This is a genomic window from Natronomonas salina (genome assembly GCF_013391105.1).
Classification (GTDB): Archaea; Halobacteriota; Halobacteria; order Halobacteriales; family Haloarculaceae; genus Natronomonas; species Natronomonas salina.
The window spans coordinates 597,105-612,553 of the sequence record NZ_CP058335.1 but is presented as its reverse complement, the minus strand read 5'-3'; the positions used below and the strand labels follow the sequence as shown (position 1 = coordinate 612,553).

The window sequence follows — 15,449 nt, the reverse complement described above, 5'->3', positions numbered from 1 at the left end:
GTATATAACGTGCTGTCTCTGAGCCGGGGCGGGGCAGGCATCAGCGTCGCGGCACGAGCACGACGCCGACGAGCACGAGCGCGCCGCCCGCGAGGACCACCGCCGAGACCGGTTCGTCGAGGAACAGGGCGCCCAGCGCCACCGTCACCATCGGCTCGACCGCGCTGAGGATCGCCGTCGGTCCGGCGCCGATCCGTGAGAGCCCGGCGAAGAACGCGAAGATGGGGCCGGCCGTCGCGAGGACCGCGATGCCGACGACGGCGCCCCAGGCGATCGCGCCCTCCGGCATCGCCAGCGAGTCCGTCGCTGTGCCGACGACGAGGAACGTCAGCGCCGCCGCCGGCATGACGTGGGCGGTGAGCGTCGGCGCGGAGACGTCCCGCAGGGTGGTCCGGCTGACGGTGATGTAGGTGGCGTAGACCCCGGCCGCGACGAGGACGATGCCGACGCCCAGCGGGTCGGCCGCGGCCGGGTCGGCGCCCGTGATGAGCGCCACGCCGCCGAGCGTGGCGACGAGCGCCGCGACGCTCCGGCGGCCCACCGGTTCGTCGAGGAACGTCGCCGCGAGCAACAGGACGAACGCCGGGTAAGTGTACAGCGTGATGCCGACCAGCCCAGCGGTCATGTACTCCAGGCCCACGAAGTAGAGGCCGCTCATCGCCGCGTAGCCGAAGGCGCCGAGGGCGAAGCCCACGACGAGGTTCCGACCCGACAGGAGCTCGAGTTCGCCGCGGGCGCCGAGGACCGCCCAGACGACGACGGTCGCCAGTCCGAACCGCAGGAACAGGACCGTCGGGATCGACAGCCCCTCGTCGCCGGCGACGACGCCCAGCACGCCGAGCGTGCCGAACCCCGCGGCCGAGCCGAGGACCAGCAGCGCGCCGACGCGGGCGTCGTCCATACGGTCGTCACCCCGGGCCCGGGCTAATCCGTTGCGGAAGCGACTTGGCGGTTCCCCGCGCGAGTGTCGGTGTGCTCGCCCGCCTGGAGGACCGCACGCCGCCGATGGTCGCCCTCGGCGTCGCCATCCTCGCCGTCTCGACCAGCGCGCTCCTCGTGCGGTGGAGCGACGCGCCCGCCGTCGTCCTCGCCTTCTACCGCGTCCTCCTGACGACGCTGCTCGTCGCCCCGTTCGCCGCCACCCGCTACGGCGGCGACTTCCGCGCCTTCGACCGCCGGGACCTGGCGATCGCCGTGGTCACGGGCGCCGCCCTCGCGGTGCACTTCGCCGCGTACTTCGAGAGCCTCGCGTGGACCAGCGTCGCCGCCAGCGTCACGCTCGTGCAGTCCCAGCCGATCTTCGTCGCCGTCGGCGCCGCCGCGGTGCTGGGCGAGCGCATCGGCCTCCGGAAGGCGCTCGGTATCGGCGTCGCCGTCGCCGGGATGGTCGCGATGTCCGTCGGCGAGTTCCTCTCGGGCGCCGCCGTCGCGGGCGCCCACCCGCTGTACGGCAACGCATTGGCGATACTGGGCGCGGTGATGGCCGCCGCCTACGTCCTCGTCGGCCGGTCGCTCCGCCAGCGCGTCGCGCTCGTCCCGTACGTCCTCGTCGTCTACGCGGCCTGCACCGCCACCCTGTTAGTCGTCGCGCTCGTCGAGGGGCTGCAGCTGACGGGGTACGGCAGCCGTGAGTGGCTCATCTTCCTCGGGATGGCGGTCGGCCCGGGGCTGTTCGGCCACACCGTCGTCAACTGGGCGCTCGAACACCTCGAGTCGTCGGTCGTCAGCGTCTCGCTGCTCGGCGAGCCGGTCGGCGCGACGATCCTCGCGCTGGCGTTCCTCGCCGAGTTTCCCGGGCCGACGACGTTACTCGGCGGCTGCGTCGTCCTGTTCGGCATCTACCTCACCGCGTCGGCGCGGGCCTGACGTCCGCTCGTTCACTTTCACTCGGTCCTGGCGCGCCGGTGGGCCTCGGAGACGGCCGCCCGGAGGCGGGTGCCGTCCGCGTCGAAGGCGAGGTGGGCCGTGCAGTCGCAATCGGAGGCGCCGAACCCCTCGACCGGGGACTCGGGGAGCGCCCGCGCGACCGCGCACTCGACGTCCTCGTCGGGCGTCCGGACGTCGCCGCGGATCCGCGCGTCCGGGTGGCCCAGCAGGTAGTCGACGTGCCAGTGTCGGGCCTCGCGCTCGCCGGCCGCGAGTTCGTAGTGGCGGTCCACCCGGGAGAAACCGCCCGCGCCGAACGCGCTGCCGGTGTAGGCGTACCAGCCCGCGGGGAGCCGTCGCTCGCCGAGGGCGCCCACCTCCAGGGTCACGGCGTCGGGCAGTTCGACGAGCAGGGTGTACGTCCCGCCGGTCACGGGCGGGCTTCGACGCGTCCGGGGAAAACTCCCCCGGAGTGTCCCGGCACGTTTTTGCCGGGGCCCGCCGGAGCGAGTGGTATGAAGGAGTCGCTGATGGACATCCTGTGCTGTCCGCTTGACAAGAGCGACCTCGAACTGGAGGTCATCCGCGAGGACGACGAGGAGATCCTCGAGGGCCGCCTCGTCTGCACCGAGTGCGGCGAGGAGTACCCTATCGAGGACGGCATCCCGAACCTGCTGCCGCCGGACATGCGCGACGAGGCGGCAGCCTGATCGGGCGTCGAACGATGCCGAACGGCGCGAGGCCCGCGCTGCTCGTCGAGCAGTAGCCTTTTTTACCCCACCGCGCGACCTGTCGCCCGTGACCGATACGCTCGGCGTCGCGGTGAACAAAAACGGGCTGCACACCCTGGAAGTCCAGGACACCCTCGAAGTCGGCGGTCCGTTCGTCGTCGAGCTGACCAACCACGGGGAGGGCGTCCACGTCCACCTCAACCTCGACGACCGGCTCTCGGAGGTCGCCCGCATCGGCGCCACGAACCACTTCGTCGACAGCGGCGAGACCCGCGAGATCGAGATCGAGGTCCGCGACCCCGAACACTGGCCGGCCGACGTCGTCCGCGGGAAGCTGAAGGTCGTCGCCGCCCACGGCCAGGAGACCCACTACGTCGACGTCGTCCTCGACCGGACGGCCAACAAGCGACCGGTGGAGGTCGACCCGGACCTCGATCGCCCCAACGACGGCGCCGAGATGGAGGTCTCGCCGTCGCTCCGCGCCCTCCCCGTCGGCGTCCTCGGCGGTATCGCACTACTCCTGGCCGTCGGTGCCATCTTCGCCGCCGACGGCTTCAGCTTCGCCCTCGGGCTGTTCTCGGTGGTCGCCGGCGCGCTCTGTGCCGTCGCCGCCTACTACCTACTGACCTGACTCGCGGTCCGTCGGGACGCCGCCGAGGTTGCCGTCCTCGTCGAACAGCTTCGCCCGGAGGTACCGCGCCCGGTAGCGGTTCGCGCCGTCGTAGACGTCGGCCTCCCGCACCTCGTCGGCCGTCCCCTCGGCGACGGCGTCGACGATGTCCTCGATCTGCTCCTTCTCGCTCGGCGTGAGCTCGAACTCGTACGTTTGGGGCTGCTCGCCCTCGAGTTTAGTCCACTGGCGGGCGGCCGAGACGACGAGCGAGCAGGGCTCCCGGCAGGGGAACTCGCCGTCGCCCCCGTCGACCGCGAGGTCGGTCTCCTCGTCGTACTGCCACTCGCGGCGCTTCAGGCACTGCGAGTCGACACAGCAGGCCTCGGCGACCCGCTCGACGTGCTCGTGGCCCTCGCCGCGGTCCCACGTCTCGATGACGCCGTAGATGCCGGTCTGCCGCGCCATCGTGGGCTTCCAGTGGGAGACGTCGAGGTCGCCCTGCCGCTCGAGGTGCCAGTTCGCGATGGTCGCGGGGTAGACGACGTCGACCGTCCGGCCCAGCCCGCGACCGTCGAGGTCGACGAACGCCCAGCCCGTCGGCAGCGACGGCGCGGTCTTCAGCGGCCGGTACCGACCCTGGTCGTCGTACTTGACGAGCTCCCGGGCGTCCAGTGGGTCGGTGTGAACCTCGAGAGCTTCGACCGCGGCGTCGGCGTCGTCCTCGTGACGGACCGTGTACACGCGTTCGCCGTGGTCGCCGAGGCGAGTCTCGATCCGGAGCTGCCCCCACGACTCGGTCAGCCCGCCGTCGGCGAGAGCCTCGTAGCGCTCCGGGACCGACCGCTCGTCGGCGCCCTCGACCCACCGGAGGAACGCCTGCTCGGGCTCCGGTCGGTCGGGGGCGGTCCAGTAGTGCCAGTTGGAGACGTACCAGGGGTTCTCGGCAGCGACCGTCCTGAGGTCGGCCTCCTCGAGCTCTTCGTGGGTCTCCTCCGGCGTGGCGAAGGTGTAGCCGTCTTCGCCGCGCTCGACGCGGAGGCCGTCGAAGTCGACGTCCTCGGCGTCCGCTGCCGCGACGAGCGCGTCGAGGTGTTCGTCCTGCACGTCAGTCACCCGCGCTGGCTGTGGCGTCCCCACCTGCGACCCGGGTCCGTCGACGGACCTCCGCCAGCGCGTCGCCCACCTCGGCGCCGGCGTCGGCGGCCCGCTCGAGGACGACTTCGGCCATCAGCGCCTCGGTGCCGACGGCGCCGGCGTACCAGACGTCGTGGCCGTCGACCCCGGCTGGCGTCTCCCAGCCCGTCCGGTAGTCGTCGGTCAGGCCCATGTCCTCGGGGATGTCCTCCTGGGTGTGATAGCCGTCGGCGACGAACAGCGGGACGACGACGATGTCGTCGCTCCCGAAGTGGTCGGTCACGTCGTCGATCTCCGGCTCCTCGTCCATGAACAGCGCCTTCACCTCGTCGAAGCGGTCGCGCTCGGCGACGCGGTCGGCGTGGTACTCGATGGCCTTCGCGGAGTTCTCGTTGCGCTCGGTGCCGTGGCCGACGACCGCCAGCCCGAACCCCTCGCCCACGTCGGGGTCGCCGGTGATGGTCTCAGCACGGCGGACGACGACGTCGGTCATCGCGTCGTGGGTGCCGACCGGCCCGCAGTAGTGGACCGTCTTCGCGACGTCGCCGGCCTCGAGGGTGGCGTGCGTCGCGCTCGTGCCATCAGACTCCCAGGTGTCGGCCTCCCAGCCCTCCAGGCGGAGCTCCCGGGGGATGACCTCCTCGGTGAAGTACCCCTCCGAGATGAACAGCGGGACGACGTAGACCTCGTCGCTCTCGAGGGTCCGCAGCACCTCGCGGAAGTGCGGTTCCTCCTTCCAGAAGGCGGTCTCGACCTCGTCGAAGACGCCGGCCTCGCGGATGGTGTCGGCGTGCTCGTAGGTCGGCGTGCTCGCGTCCGGGTTGAGGTGCGACCCGTGCGCGACGATGACCAGCGCTTGCATACCCGACCGTAGGCTACGGCGGCCTTAGGGCCTTCGAAGGCGGCGGGATAGCGCCGGGAATCGCCCCCTCAGGAGGCCTCCTCGGAGAGCGTCACGTCACCGAACTGCTCGCGGAGCTGCTTCTTGTCGAACTTGCCGGTCGAGGTCCGCGGGATGGCCTCGAGGAACTCGTAGACGTCGGGCAGCCACCAGTCGGGGAACGTCTCCGCGAGGTGGGCCTCCAGTTCCTCCTCGGTGACCTCGTGGCCGTCGCGGACGACGATGCAGGCCAGGGGGCGTTCCTGCCACTTGCTGTGGTCGACGCCGACGACGGTGGCCTCCGCGACGGCTTCGTGGGCCATCAGTTCGTTCTCGAGGTCCAGCGACGAGATCCACTCGCCGCCGGACTTGATGACGTCCTTGTCTCGGTCGGCGATGTCGACGTACCCGTTCTCGGTCATCGTCGCGACGTCGCCGGTCCGGAGCCACCCGTCGTCGGTGAACGACTCCTCGTTCTCCTCGGGCCGCTCGTGGTAGTGGTCGGCGACCCAGGGGCCGCGCACCTGGAGTTCGCCCATCGACTCGCCGTCCCGCGGGACCGCCTCGCCGTCGTCGCCGACGATGCGGGTCTGGACGCCCGGGACGGGCATACCGGCCATCGCGCGGTGGGCGTACCGCTCGTCGGCCGGCGCGTCGTCGAGTTCCTTCCGGAGGACGCTCAGCGTGCCGAGCGGCGACATCTCGGTCATCCCCCACCCCTGGATGATGGGCGCGTCGTACTCCTCGTCGTACCGCCGGATGAGCGCCTCCGGCGGCGCGCTGCCGCCGACCGTCAGCCGGTCGATGTTCGAGATGTCGACCTCGGGGTGGTCGTCGAGGTAGTCGGCCATCTCCAGCCAGATGGTCGGGACCGCCGCCGAGACGGTCACCGCCTCCGAGTCGATGAGTTCGGCGATGGGGCCGGGGTCGGTGTGGACGCCTGGGAGGACCTGTTTGGCGCCGACGAGCGTCGCGGCGTAGGGGAGCCCCCAGCCGTTGGCGTGGAACATCGGGACGACCGGCAACACGGTGTCCCGCTGGCTCACCCCGTTAGCGTCGACGTGCCCGCACATGATGCTGTGCAGGTAGATGGCCCGGTGGGTGTAGGGGACGCCCTTCGGCAGGCCAGTCGTCCCCGAGGTGTGGCACATCCCGCACTCGGTGTCCTGGTCGAGTTCGGGCCACTCGTAGTCGGCGTCGTGGTCGTCGAGGAGGTCCTCGTAGGCGACGACGGGCTCCAGCGACGTCTCGGGGACGGACTCCCCGAGGACGACGTACTGCTCGACCGTCTCGAGTTGGTCTGCGCTGGCCTCGACCTTCTCGAGGAACGCCGGGTCGACGAACAGCACCTTGTCCTCCGCGTCGTTGACCGTGTGCTGGAAGTGGCCGTCGGGCAGGCGCATGTTGCACATGTGGATCGACCGGCCCGAGCAGGGCGGCGCGAAGTACAGTTCGAGGTGCCGGTGGTGGTTGAGCGCCACGGTGCCGACGCGGTCACCGCGTTCGACGCCGAGGCTGTCGAGCGCGTTGGCAAGCGTGCGAACTCGGCGGTCGAGGTCGGCGTAGGTGTAGCGGTGGATCGAACCGTCCGGCCGCTTCGTGACGATCTCCCTGTCGGGGAACAGGTCGACGGCGCGGTCGAGGATGGCGTCGACCGTCAGCTGAACGTCCATCATAGGGTGGGACGTGTGGTACCGAAGCACATAGTCGTTTCCCGGAACCAGATCCGGGCGTCGCCCTCTGGAACCGATACCGGTTTGTCGCCGAGCGCCGACGCACCGTCCATGACCGTCGCAGCCGACACGCGCGAGGCCGTCCGCGAGCACCCGTTCCTCCAGACCGCGCTCCGGGCCGGCGTCGTCAACTACACCGCCGCGGCGCGGTTCCTCGACGTCGGGGAGCAGGAGGCCGTCGCCGCCGCGCTCCGCCGGTACGTCGAAGACCTCGAGGACTATTCCCCGTCGGAGCGCCGCGCCAGCGTCTCGATGAAATCCGGAGTCGGCCGCGCCGACGAGTCCGACGACGCGCTCCTCGTCGTCGGCGACACGGGGTTCAGCGCCGACGGTGGTGACTACACCGCCGTGGTCGCCGAGGGGGAGGTCGACGCCGCCGTGCTCGGGGACGTGCTCGCCCGGCTCGGGACCGCGGAGGTCGAGGTCGAAGCGGCCGGTGGGACGGAGGGAACGCTCGTCGTCGTGGTCGGCCGCCGAGCCGGCGCGAACGCGGTGCGGGCCGTGGAAGACGCCCTGTAAGCGACGCATTCAAACCGCCTCCGGGCGACGCTCCCGGTAATGAGCCTTCGCGTGACGAACACGCTCACGGGCGAGCGCGAACTGTTCGAGCCGGCGGACCCTGACGACGTCCTGCTGTACTACTGCGGGCTGACCGTCTCGGACGACGCCCACCTCGGGCACGCCCGGACGTGGGTCCACGTCGACGTCATCCACCGCTGGCTCGAGCACCTCGGCTACTCGGTCCGGCACGTGGAGAACATCACCGACGTCAACGAGAAGATCGTCGCGCGCGTCGGCGAGCGGACGGACGACGACGTCCTGGGCGACGACGAGGGCGGCGTCGCGCGGCACTTCATCGACCAGCTGCTCACCGACATGCGGTCGCTGAACCTCAAGCGGGCGGAGGTCTACCCCCGCGTCTCCGAGCACGTCCCGGAGATCGTCGACCTCGTCGAGACGCTCGTCGAGAAGGGCTACGCCTACGAGTCGAACGGGTCGGTGTACTTCGACGTCACCGAGTACCCGGAGTACGGCAAGCTGTCGAACCAAGAGATCGAGGAGGTCGAGGCCCAGGGCCCCGAGGAGGAGCGCGCCGAGAAGCGCCACCCCGCGGACTTCGCGCTCTGGAAGGCCGGCGGCGTCGACGCTGACGCCGTCGACGAGCACCGCCACGACGACCGGGAGTACGACGCCGACAGTCCCGCCGGCCAGACCTGGGACTCACCATGGGGGGAGGGCCGCCCGGGCTGGCACATCGAGTGCTCGGCGATGTCGATGACGCACCTCGGCGAGACCCTCGACATCCACATGGGCGGTCGCGACCTCGTGTTCCCGCACCACGAGAACGAGATCGCCCAGAGCGAGGCCGCCACGGGCGAGCCGTTCGCCCGCTACTGGCTGCACGCCGACCTCTTCCAGATGGACGAGGAGAAGATGTCCTCCAGCCTCGGGAACTTCGTCCCGGTCAACGAGGCCGTCGAGCGCTTCGGCGTCGATTCGCTGCGGATGTTCTTCCTGTCGGCGTCGTACAACTCGACGCAGACCTACAGCGAGGAAGCGGTCGAGGAGGCCCTCGAGCGCTGGGATCGGCTGGAGAACGCCTACGAGCGCGTCGAGGAGGCCGTCGACGACCCGGACGCGCGCACGAAGGTGGAGTCCGAGCTGCGTGACGGCGTCGCCGAGACGCGGGAGGCGTTCACCGACGCGATGAACGGCGACTTCAACACCCGGGAGGCGCTCGCGGCGCTGCTGGACCTCGCGGGCGCGGCGAATCGCCATCTCGACGAGCGCGACGAGTACGACTACCGCGCGCTCCGGGAGACCGTCGAGGCCTTCGAGGAGTTCGGCGGCGAGGTGCTGGGCTTCGACTTCGACGGCACCGCGGAGGGGGAGGCAACGCTGGCCGGCGAACTCGTCGAACTCGTCCTCGACGTCCGGGAGGCCGAACGCGACGCCGGCAACTACGAGCGGGCCGACACGCTCCGCGACGACCTCGAGGCCCTCGGCGTCGAGGTGCAGGACACCGACGACGGGCCGAGCTACCGACTCTGAACGTCGTTCGTGGCTGATGATGTGGGGTTGCGTCTTCCTGCCCAGTAATCGTCGGTGTTCCGATCCGCTCACTTATAATCAACAGTAAACACATGGTAGAATTGATAAACCGCTGGGTTCGCTCTGGCCGCCCATGCCAGACGATCCCAGTCGACGGTCGCTGTTGCGTGCGGTCGGCGCAGCCGGCGTCGCCCCGGCACTGTTAGGAAGTGTAGACGGCAACCCACTGGAGGATACCGTAGGGGACCTGAGAGAGCAGGACCCGGGTATCGAGAACGCGCTGGTGAAGTCGGTCGGCTGCGTCAAGCCCCAGGAGGACCCCGAACTGTACGGCCCGACCGATATCCATGCCCAGAGCGGGAACCGCGGCCTCTCGGTCGCGCTGAACGACGAGGGGATGATCACCGTCCTGAAGTGGCCGTCGCCGTCGTTCTACGACCACGTCAAGTACCACACCACGTCGCGGGACGAACCGCGCTGGGGCGTCGCGCAGAACGAGGGCGCGTTCCTCGGCCTCGTCGTCGACGGCGAGACGACGTGGCTCCGGGAACTGGCGACCGAGCAGAGCTACGAGTACGACCGTTCGGACAGCGTCGAGACGGTCCACCGCGACGACGAACGCGGCCTTACCGTCAGAGTTCGGTCAGTCGTCGCTCGGGAATCGGACACGTTCGTCCGCGGCGTCACCGTCGAGCGAGATTCGGACGCGCCGACCGACGTCCGACTCGTCGCCTTCGCGAACGTCAACCCCGTGACGACGAAGCACGTCGGCAACCCCACGCAGGACTGGTGCTTCGAGGAGGCCAACGACGGGCTCGCGCAGTACGACGCCGAGTCGGACGCCGTCGTCTTCCAGGGTGACGGCGTCGACGACTCGACGGGCGAGCGGTCGCGGGTGGCCCTCGCCTGGGGGTTCGACGGCGAGACGACCGCCCACCATGTCGGCGGCGACGCCCACGACCCGGCTGCAGCGCCCGCGGCTGCAGGGCCGACCCGCGACGCGTTCGACGCCGCCAGCGAGGGGGCCTTCCCGGGGAACGACGCCTACGCCGGCCAGGCGACTGCTGCGATCGTTACCGACCTGACCTTCGAGGATGGTAGAGCCGAGGAGACGGTCGTACTGGGGGCGGGCGAGACGCCCGTCGACGCGACTGCTGCCCTGGAGTCGGGACGCCAACGATCGGTCGACGACGTCGTCGCAGCTAAGCGCGAGTGGTTCGACGACCTGCTGGCCGACGCACCCATGCCGAACACCGACGACGAGCGGATCCAGACGGTCTGCAACCGGGCGCTCGTGACGCTGGTGACGAACGTCGACCGGGAGACGGGCGCCGTCGTCGCCTCGATCGCCACGCAGCCGCCCTACGGGGAGGACTGGCCACGGGACGGCGCGTTCTTCAACCACGCGCTCGACCTGGTCGGTCTCCACGAGTTCGTCGACACCCACAACCGCTGGTACGCCGACCTCCAGCAGCGAACCGGCGACCCGAACGAAGGGAGCCCGCAGGTGCCGCCCGGTAACTGGGCGATGAACTACTACGCTGACGGCGCCGTCGGTGGGCCGGTCCCCTGGGAGATCGACCAGACTGGCTTCACGGTCTGGACGCTGTGGGACCACTACGAGGCGACCGGCGACCGCGAGTATCTCGAGGCGGTCTACCCGGCCATCGAGGCCGCCGCCGATTTCTTCGTCGAGTACCGCGACCCCGAGAACGGCATGCAGCAGCGCGCCCACGAGGACGACAACGCGGCGTACACCCAGACGGTAGTCGGGGCGGCGCCGGTCTGGCTGGCGCTTGACTCTGCGGTCCGGGCCGCTTCCGAGCTCGGAAACGCCGAGGCGTCGTCGCGCTACGAGGCCCGGAAGCGGGAACTCGGTGACGCGATCGACGCGGAGACGTACGACGAGGAGGCGGGCGGCTACACGAAAGACCCGGACGTCCCACGTCCGGGCGGCATCCCGGTCGCACCGTTCCCCGGCGTCTACGCCCCGGTCGCCTGGCCGGTCTGCTTCAAGCCGTTCGACGACGACCGAATGCAGACGCATTTAGAAACACTGTGGGAGGGGGTCTCCGAGACGTTCGAACAGCCCAAGCCCGACGCCGACGGTGCGTTCGGCGGGTACGAACTGAAGGCGCTGGTCGCACTCGCGAAGGCCTGGAAGGACGACGACGAGAAGCTCGCGAGGGTTCGGGAGGGTATCGACTGGGTCGCCCACGAGCACGCACGCGAGTCCGGCATCATCGGCGAGTTCTGGATGGTCCACGACGGTGATGTGGTCTCCATCAACGCCCAGCCGCACACCTGGGAGCAGACGCTGTTCTACCTGGCGACGCTGGAGGCGTACCCGCCCACAGACGTCGCGGCGCGGGCAGAGCAGTTCGCGGATTGCGGCGGCGTTATCGTGGCGCTCCGAGAACGGGATCGGGGACGGTCCGATACTGCTCACGGTCGTGGCCGGTAGCTGTCGCTCAGGAGTTAGCGTTCGAAGAAGTGGGAATTGGGGTTTTACTCGTCGGAGTCGTCGAGCTCTTGGATGGCGCGGTGGAACAGGACGCCGAGTGCCAGGTGCTGGCCCATCGCGTCGCGGAGGGCCTCGCTGGCCGCGTCCGTGTCGTCGACCGCGTACTCCTTCGTCTGGATGAGCTCGCGCATCTCGAGGACGCCCTGCTCTTCGAGGTCGTGCAACGTCGGGTACACCGTACCCGGGCTGAGCTTGGCGCCGAAGAACCGGCTGAGGTCCTCCATGATGCCCTTCCCGTGGGTCTCGGCTTCGCGGAGGCCCACGAGGACCACGAGCAGTTCCGGGAGGGACTGCTTGATGAGGCCGTCGTCGATGTCCGGACCGGCGCCGCCGAACATGGAGCTGGTCGTCTCTTCGACGAGTGACTCCGTGCGTGCGGCCGGGTCGCCGGTCGTGGGTGCGCGGCTCTTGTTGAGGTCGTCGACGAGGCTTTCGAGGGACGGCCCAGGTCCTTCCTGGGAACTCATTGGCTTACCACCTGCAAGGTTTCCATACTCCTCCCGTAGACATCCACTACTATAAATGCCACGTAATGTAGGACGGATGAACGGTTCGCAAGTAAATGATAAGCATGGAGTTTGGCGGCTTAATCAACCGTTACTAGACTCCTTAGAGGCCGTCTCGGCGGTCACGTCTATCGATTTCCCCTGATCGGCCGAAAAAGCGATGCGGACGTCCTGCCAGTCGCCGTCCGACCGCTGCCAGCGTTTCACCCCGTTCCATACCCGGACGCCGCGGCGCGCGCGGAGGGGGATCGTCACCGCGCCGTCGAACTCGCGGTGTAGATCGTTGATAATGCGGACCGTAACTCGCTCCGGACTGGCCTCGACTATGCGGGCGTCGACTCGATACGAGGGGGTTGAGTACAAGCCAAGGTCGGCGTTCGCCGCGGACCACTGGTCGGGTTCGAGGGCTCGCTCGGCCAGGAACTCGTCGGTGACCGGATAACCGAACTGCGTGGGGTCGACCCGACTCCCGTCGCGAGCCACCGAGACCGTCCGCCACCCCCAGTACTCCGTCGTCCCGGAGGCCGCGGTCGTCACCTCCAGGAACAAGGGCCCTTCACCCTCGGTGAGGATCTCTCGCTTCCGACCTGTCGTCGTCTCCAGCACCTCGCCGTCCGGTCCGACGTGTTCGAGGCCGGTCCCCGTCGTCGCGACAACCGTGTCGTCACCGTGGTAGCGTGCGACCCGGTCGCGGTGTTCGTGTCCGGAGACGTGCAGGGAGACGCCCACCTCCGCGAGCAGCGAGCGGAGTTCGAGGCGGTTCTTCCCGACCCAGCCGCCGCCCGACATCTCCGCGCCGCGGCCGACCTGCTCGACACCCGGGACACCGTCGGTCGTTCCCGTCGCTTCGCCGCCCTCGGTCTGCCGCCACGATGGGTTGTGATGAGCCATCGTCACGATCGTCCCCTCGTTGTCGTCGCGCCACGATCGGAGGTCGTCCGCGAGCCATCCAAACTGCTCGTCGCGGACCTGTCCGCCCCACGTCGAGGGGACCGACGAGACCGTCGTCCGGTCCAGGGCGGGCCAGTCGTACGAGTCGATGGAAACGAAGTGCAGGTCCGGGCGGATGTCGACGCTGTAGTGCCACGGCGCGAAGTAGCGACGCCACAGTTCCTTGCCGTCGATGCCGGCGCCCGGCGAGATGTAGCCGTCGTGGTTGCCCAGCGTGACGAACGTCGGCGCGTTCACCTGGTTGAGCACTCGGTAGGCGTCCTCGTACTCCTGGTAGTAGTTCGCCGAACCGAACGCGAGGTCGCCGATGACGAACACAAGGTCCGGCGCTTCGGCGTTGATCTCCGCGGCCGCCCGCTGGAAGGCACCCCACCTGTCGTCCTCCGTGCCCGTTCCGAACGTCTCCCCGTACCGGAACAGGAACGGTTCGGGATCGCGGGCCTCGAACGCCTCGCGGGCGCCGTCCTGGAACGGCCGTGGATCGCCGACGTGCGGGTCGCCCATGATCGCAATCTCTGGGTTGTCCGGGAATGAGTCGTAGATACTGACTGCCCGCGGCTGGCCGTCGACGTTCCCTTCGACCTGCGAGTCTCCACTATCCCACTCGACGCGGAGATCGTACAGCCCCTCGGTGAACTGTCGGTCGAGTTCGGGGACGACGATCTCGGCGACGTAATACTCCTCATCGCGCCAAATCTCGCTTTCCCCTCTGTCGATGGACTCGAGTTCGAGTTCGGTCTCTGGCGTGGCGATGCCGAACGAGGGCTCCAGCGTCGCCGAGATGTCTCCCGGGTCGGCCTGGAAATCTAGTTCGACACGGAGCGTCTCGCCTGGCTCCTTGATCGCGGGGACGCCGACGAGCGGATACCGGACCTCGTCGATGCGTCGGCCGATCTCACCGAAGACGCTCGGTGCGGTCTTGACGGCATCGTCCACCGGTTCGCTCACCGGGTCGGCCGCGGCGTCCCCGACCGCGAGGGGGACGAGTCCGGCGCCGACGCCCTGCAGTACCGACCGTCTGCGGACCGAGGGGTCTTCCTTCGTCATGGCTGATGGTCACATGCAACCTGCCTCGGGAAAGGCTACTGCAGGCCTACTCCGCCACTATAAGAACGCCACGAGTGGGTCGGTGCCATTTCCCCCCGCCCCTACGAGATATGATATACTTCGTCGCTGTGTCGGCCACCGAATTTATGGCGACCCGTCGGATAGCAGGACTCATGAAACGACGCGCGGTACTGGCAGGGGCTTCGTCGGCACTGTTGCTCGGTGGCTGCACCGACCTCCTCTCGGGCGACGAGGTCACGTTCGAGGCCGACACGGCGGTCGTCCCCGACCAGGTCCAGTCCGAGACCGACTACCAGGAGCAGCGGGTCGAGGACATGACGATCGAACGCGACTACGACCAGGTCGACCGGACGGTCGTCGTGATCAACCGGCTGGCCGAGTACTCCAACGAGGTGGAAATCGGGCCGATCGGTGGTGAACTCGCCCGCTTCACCGTCCTCTCGACGCCCAAGGTCGAGGTCGGCCCGGTCGGGCCGCTGAACCCGGTCAACGACATGAGCGAGAAGGAGCTCGCACAGAAGCTCCAGCAGGAGTACGGGAGCGTCCAGAACGTCCAGGAGGTCGACGAGCGGGACGTCTCCATGCTCGGCGAGACCGTCTCGGTCACGAAGTTCAGCGCGGAGGCCGAGACGCAGGGCGGCCAGAACGTCGACGTGTTCCTCCACATCGGCAAGGTCGAACACGAAGACGACATCGTCCTCGCCATCGGCGTCCACCCACAGAGGCTCGAAGAGCAGGAGAACGTCGACACGCTGATGGGCGGCGTCGAGCACCCGGTCTCGACTGGATCGGACGCAAGCGAGAACGGGACGAACGACAACTCGAGCGCGTAGCGTTCCAGTCGGGCTTCACTATCTGTTCTCAGCGGCGTTGGAACCGCGAGGCCGTACAATCGATGTGCGACGTCGTAGCGACAGCGAGTCCCTCGCTGCCCCGGTTGCGAAATATAGGCGCACCAATGGAGACCGTCGGTACTGTCGCTGTTGCTGTCGCTACTCGCCTGAAAGATAGAGAATGTGGATGTGAAGCCGACGTTAGCCGAACAGCTCGCCGAGGCCTTCGCCGCCGTCGCCCTCGTCTTCGTCGTCGCCTTCGTCTTCGGCTTCTTCCTCTTCGGCCTCGTCCTCGCCGCCTTCGTCGGCGGCCTCCTCGTCGGCTGCGCCGCCCGCTGCGGCACCGCCGCTACCGCCGGCGCCGCCCGCGGGGACGGCCGCGGCCGTCTCGACGGCTTCCTCGATGTCGACGTCCTCCAGCGCGGCGACGAGCGCCTTGACGCGGGATTCCTCGACGTCGACGCCCGCTGCCTCGAGGACGTCCGTCAGGTTGTCTTCGTTGATCTCTTCGTCGGTCTCGTGCAGGATGAGTGCTGCGTAAACGTATTCCATTGTGTG

Annotated in this window: 15 protein-coding genes; 7 read left to right on the top strand and 8 right to left on the bottom strand. The window is 68.9% G+C overall.

Annotation, left to right across the window (positions count from 1 at the left end):
* Positions 1–40: 40 nt before the first annotated feature.
* Positions 41–901 carry a DMT family transporter gene (locus HWV07_RS03430; protein ID WP_178332954.1) on the bottom strand — a complete coding sequence of 287 codons (861 nt, stop codon included), beginning with the start codon at positions 899–901 and terminating at the stop codon, positions 41–43.
* Positions 902–1,005: 104 nt separating this feature from the next.
* Here HWV07_RS03430 and HWV07_RS03425 point away from each other — a divergent pair, with 104 nt between their 5' ends.
* Positions 1,006–1,866, top strand: a complete 861-nt coding sequence (locus HWV07_RS03425; RefSeq protein ID WP_178335976.1) for a DMT family transporter — start codon at positions 1,006–1,008, stop codon at positions 1,864–1,866.
* Between the two features lie 17 nt (positions 1,867–1,883).
* On the opposite strand, the gene HWV07_RS03420 is transcribed toward HWV07_RS03425, so the two are convergent.
* Positions 1,884–2,300, bottom strand: coding sequence for a GIY-YIG nuclease family protein (locus HWV07_RS03420; protein WP_178332953.1), 417 nt, complete (start codon positions 2,298–2,300; stop codon positions 1,884–1,886).
* An 81-nt stretch (positions 2,301–2,381) separates the two neighbouring features.
* On the opposite strand from HWV07_RS03420, the gene HWV07_RS03415 reads away from it, so the two are divergent.
* Both HWV07_RS03415 and HWV07_RS03410 read left to right on the top strand, forming a co-directional pair.
* The gene (locus HWV07_RS03415; RefSeq protein WP_178332952.1) at positions 2,382–2,576 is read left to right on the top strand and encodes a methytransferase partner Trm112; all 195 of its coding nucleotides are present in this window, start codon (positions 2,382–2,384) and stop codon (positions 2,574–2,576) included.
* An 88-nt stretch (positions 2,577–2,664) separates the two neighbouring features.
* Positions 2,665–3,228, top strand: a complete 564-nt coding sequence (locus HWV07_RS03410) for a DUF7524 family protein (protein ID WP_178332951.1) — start codon at positions 2,665–2,667, stop codon at positions 3,226–3,228.
* On the opposite strand, the gene HWV07_RS03405 is transcribed toward HWV07_RS03410, so the two are convergent.
* From HWV07_RS03405 to HWV07_RS03395, 3 genes are all read right to left on the bottom strand, one after another.
* Positions 3,217–4,314, bottom strand: a complete 1,098-nt coding sequence (locus HWV07_RS03405) for a DR2241 family protein (protein WP_178335975.1) — start codon at positions 4,312–4,314, stop codon at positions 3,217–3,219. The two genes, HWV07_RS03410 and HWV07_RS03405, sit on opposite strands and share 12 nt — an antisense overlap.
* A gap of 1 nt (position 4,315) precedes the next feature.
* Positions 4,316–5,206, bottom strand: coding sequence for a CbiX/SirB N-terminal domain-containing protein (locus HWV07_RS03400; protein WP_178332950.1), 891 nt, complete (start codon positions 5,204–5,206; stop codon positions 4,316–4,318).
* A 68-nt stretch (positions 5,207–5,274) separates the two neighbouring features.
* On the bottom strand, positions 5,275–6,897 hold the full coding sequence (locus HWV07_RS03395; RefSeq protein WP_178335974.1) for a long-chain fatty acid--CoA ligase: 1,623 nt from the start codon (positions 6,895–6,897) through the stop codon (positions 5,275–5,277).
* 111 nt (positions 6,898–7,008) lie between these two features.
* Between HWV07_RS03395 and HWV07_RS03390 the strand changes: the two genes are divergently transcribed.
* The 3 genes from HWV07_RS03390 (at position 7,009) to HWV07_RS03380 (ending at position 11,473) form a co-directional block, all read left to right on the top strand.
* Positions 7,009–7,476: a DUF7523 family protein gene (locus HWV07_RS03390; RefSeq protein WP_178332949.1), complete on the top strand. Its 468-nt coding sequence runs from the start codon at positions 7,009–7,011 to the stop codon at positions 7,474–7,476.
* Between the two features lie 39 nt (positions 7,477–7,515).
* Positions 7,516–9,009, top strand: coding sequence for a cysteine--tRNA ligase (gene cysS, locus HWV07_RS03385; RefSeq protein ID WP_178332948.1), 1,494 nt, complete (start codon positions 7,516–7,518; stop codon positions 9,007–9,009).
* A gap of 133 nt (positions 9,010–9,142) precedes the next feature.
* Positions 9,143–11,473 carry an alpha-L-rhamnosidase-related protein gene (locus HWV07_RS03380; protein ID WP_178332947.1) on the top strand — a complete coding sequence of 777 codons (2,331 nt, stop codon included), beginning with the start codon at positions 9,143–9,145 and terminating at the stop codon, positions 11,471–11,473.
* 44 nt (positions 11,474–11,517) lie between these two features.
* Here the strand turns inward: HWV07_RS03380 and HWV07_RS03375 are convergent, their stop codons facing one another.
* Both HWV07_RS03375 and HWV07_RS03370 read right to left on the bottom strand, forming a co-directional pair.
* Entirely contained in the window at positions 11,518–12,000 is a 483-nt protein-coding gene (locus tag HWV07_RS03375) for a PadR family transcriptional regulator (protein WP_178332946.1), read from the bottom strand.
* A 123-nt stretch (positions 12,001–12,123) separates the two neighbouring features.
* Complete coding sequence (locus HWV07_RS03370; protein WP_178332945.1) at positions 12,124–14,037, bottom strand: metallophosphoesterase family protein; 1,914 nt, start codon at positions 14,035–14,037, stop codon at positions 12,124–12,126.
* A gap of 173 nt (positions 14,038–14,210) precedes the next feature.
* On the opposite strand from HWV07_RS03370, the gene HWV07_RS03365 reads away from it, so the two are divergent.
* Complete coding sequence (locus tag HWV07_RS03365; RefSeq protein ID WP_178332944.1) at positions 14,211–14,891, top strand: DUF6517 family protein; 681 nt, start codon at positions 14,211–14,213, stop codon at positions 14,889–14,891.
* Positions 14,892–15,092: 201 nt separating this feature from the next.
* On the opposite strand, the gene rpl12p is transcribed toward HWV07_RS03365, so the two are convergent.
* Complete coding sequence (rpl12p, locus tag HWV07_RS03360) at positions 15,093–15,443, bottom strand: 50S ribosomal protein P1 (RefSeq protein ID WP_178332943.1); 351 nt, start codon at positions 15,441–15,443, stop codon at positions 15,093–15,095.
* Positions 15,444–15,449: the final 6 nt, after the last annotated feature.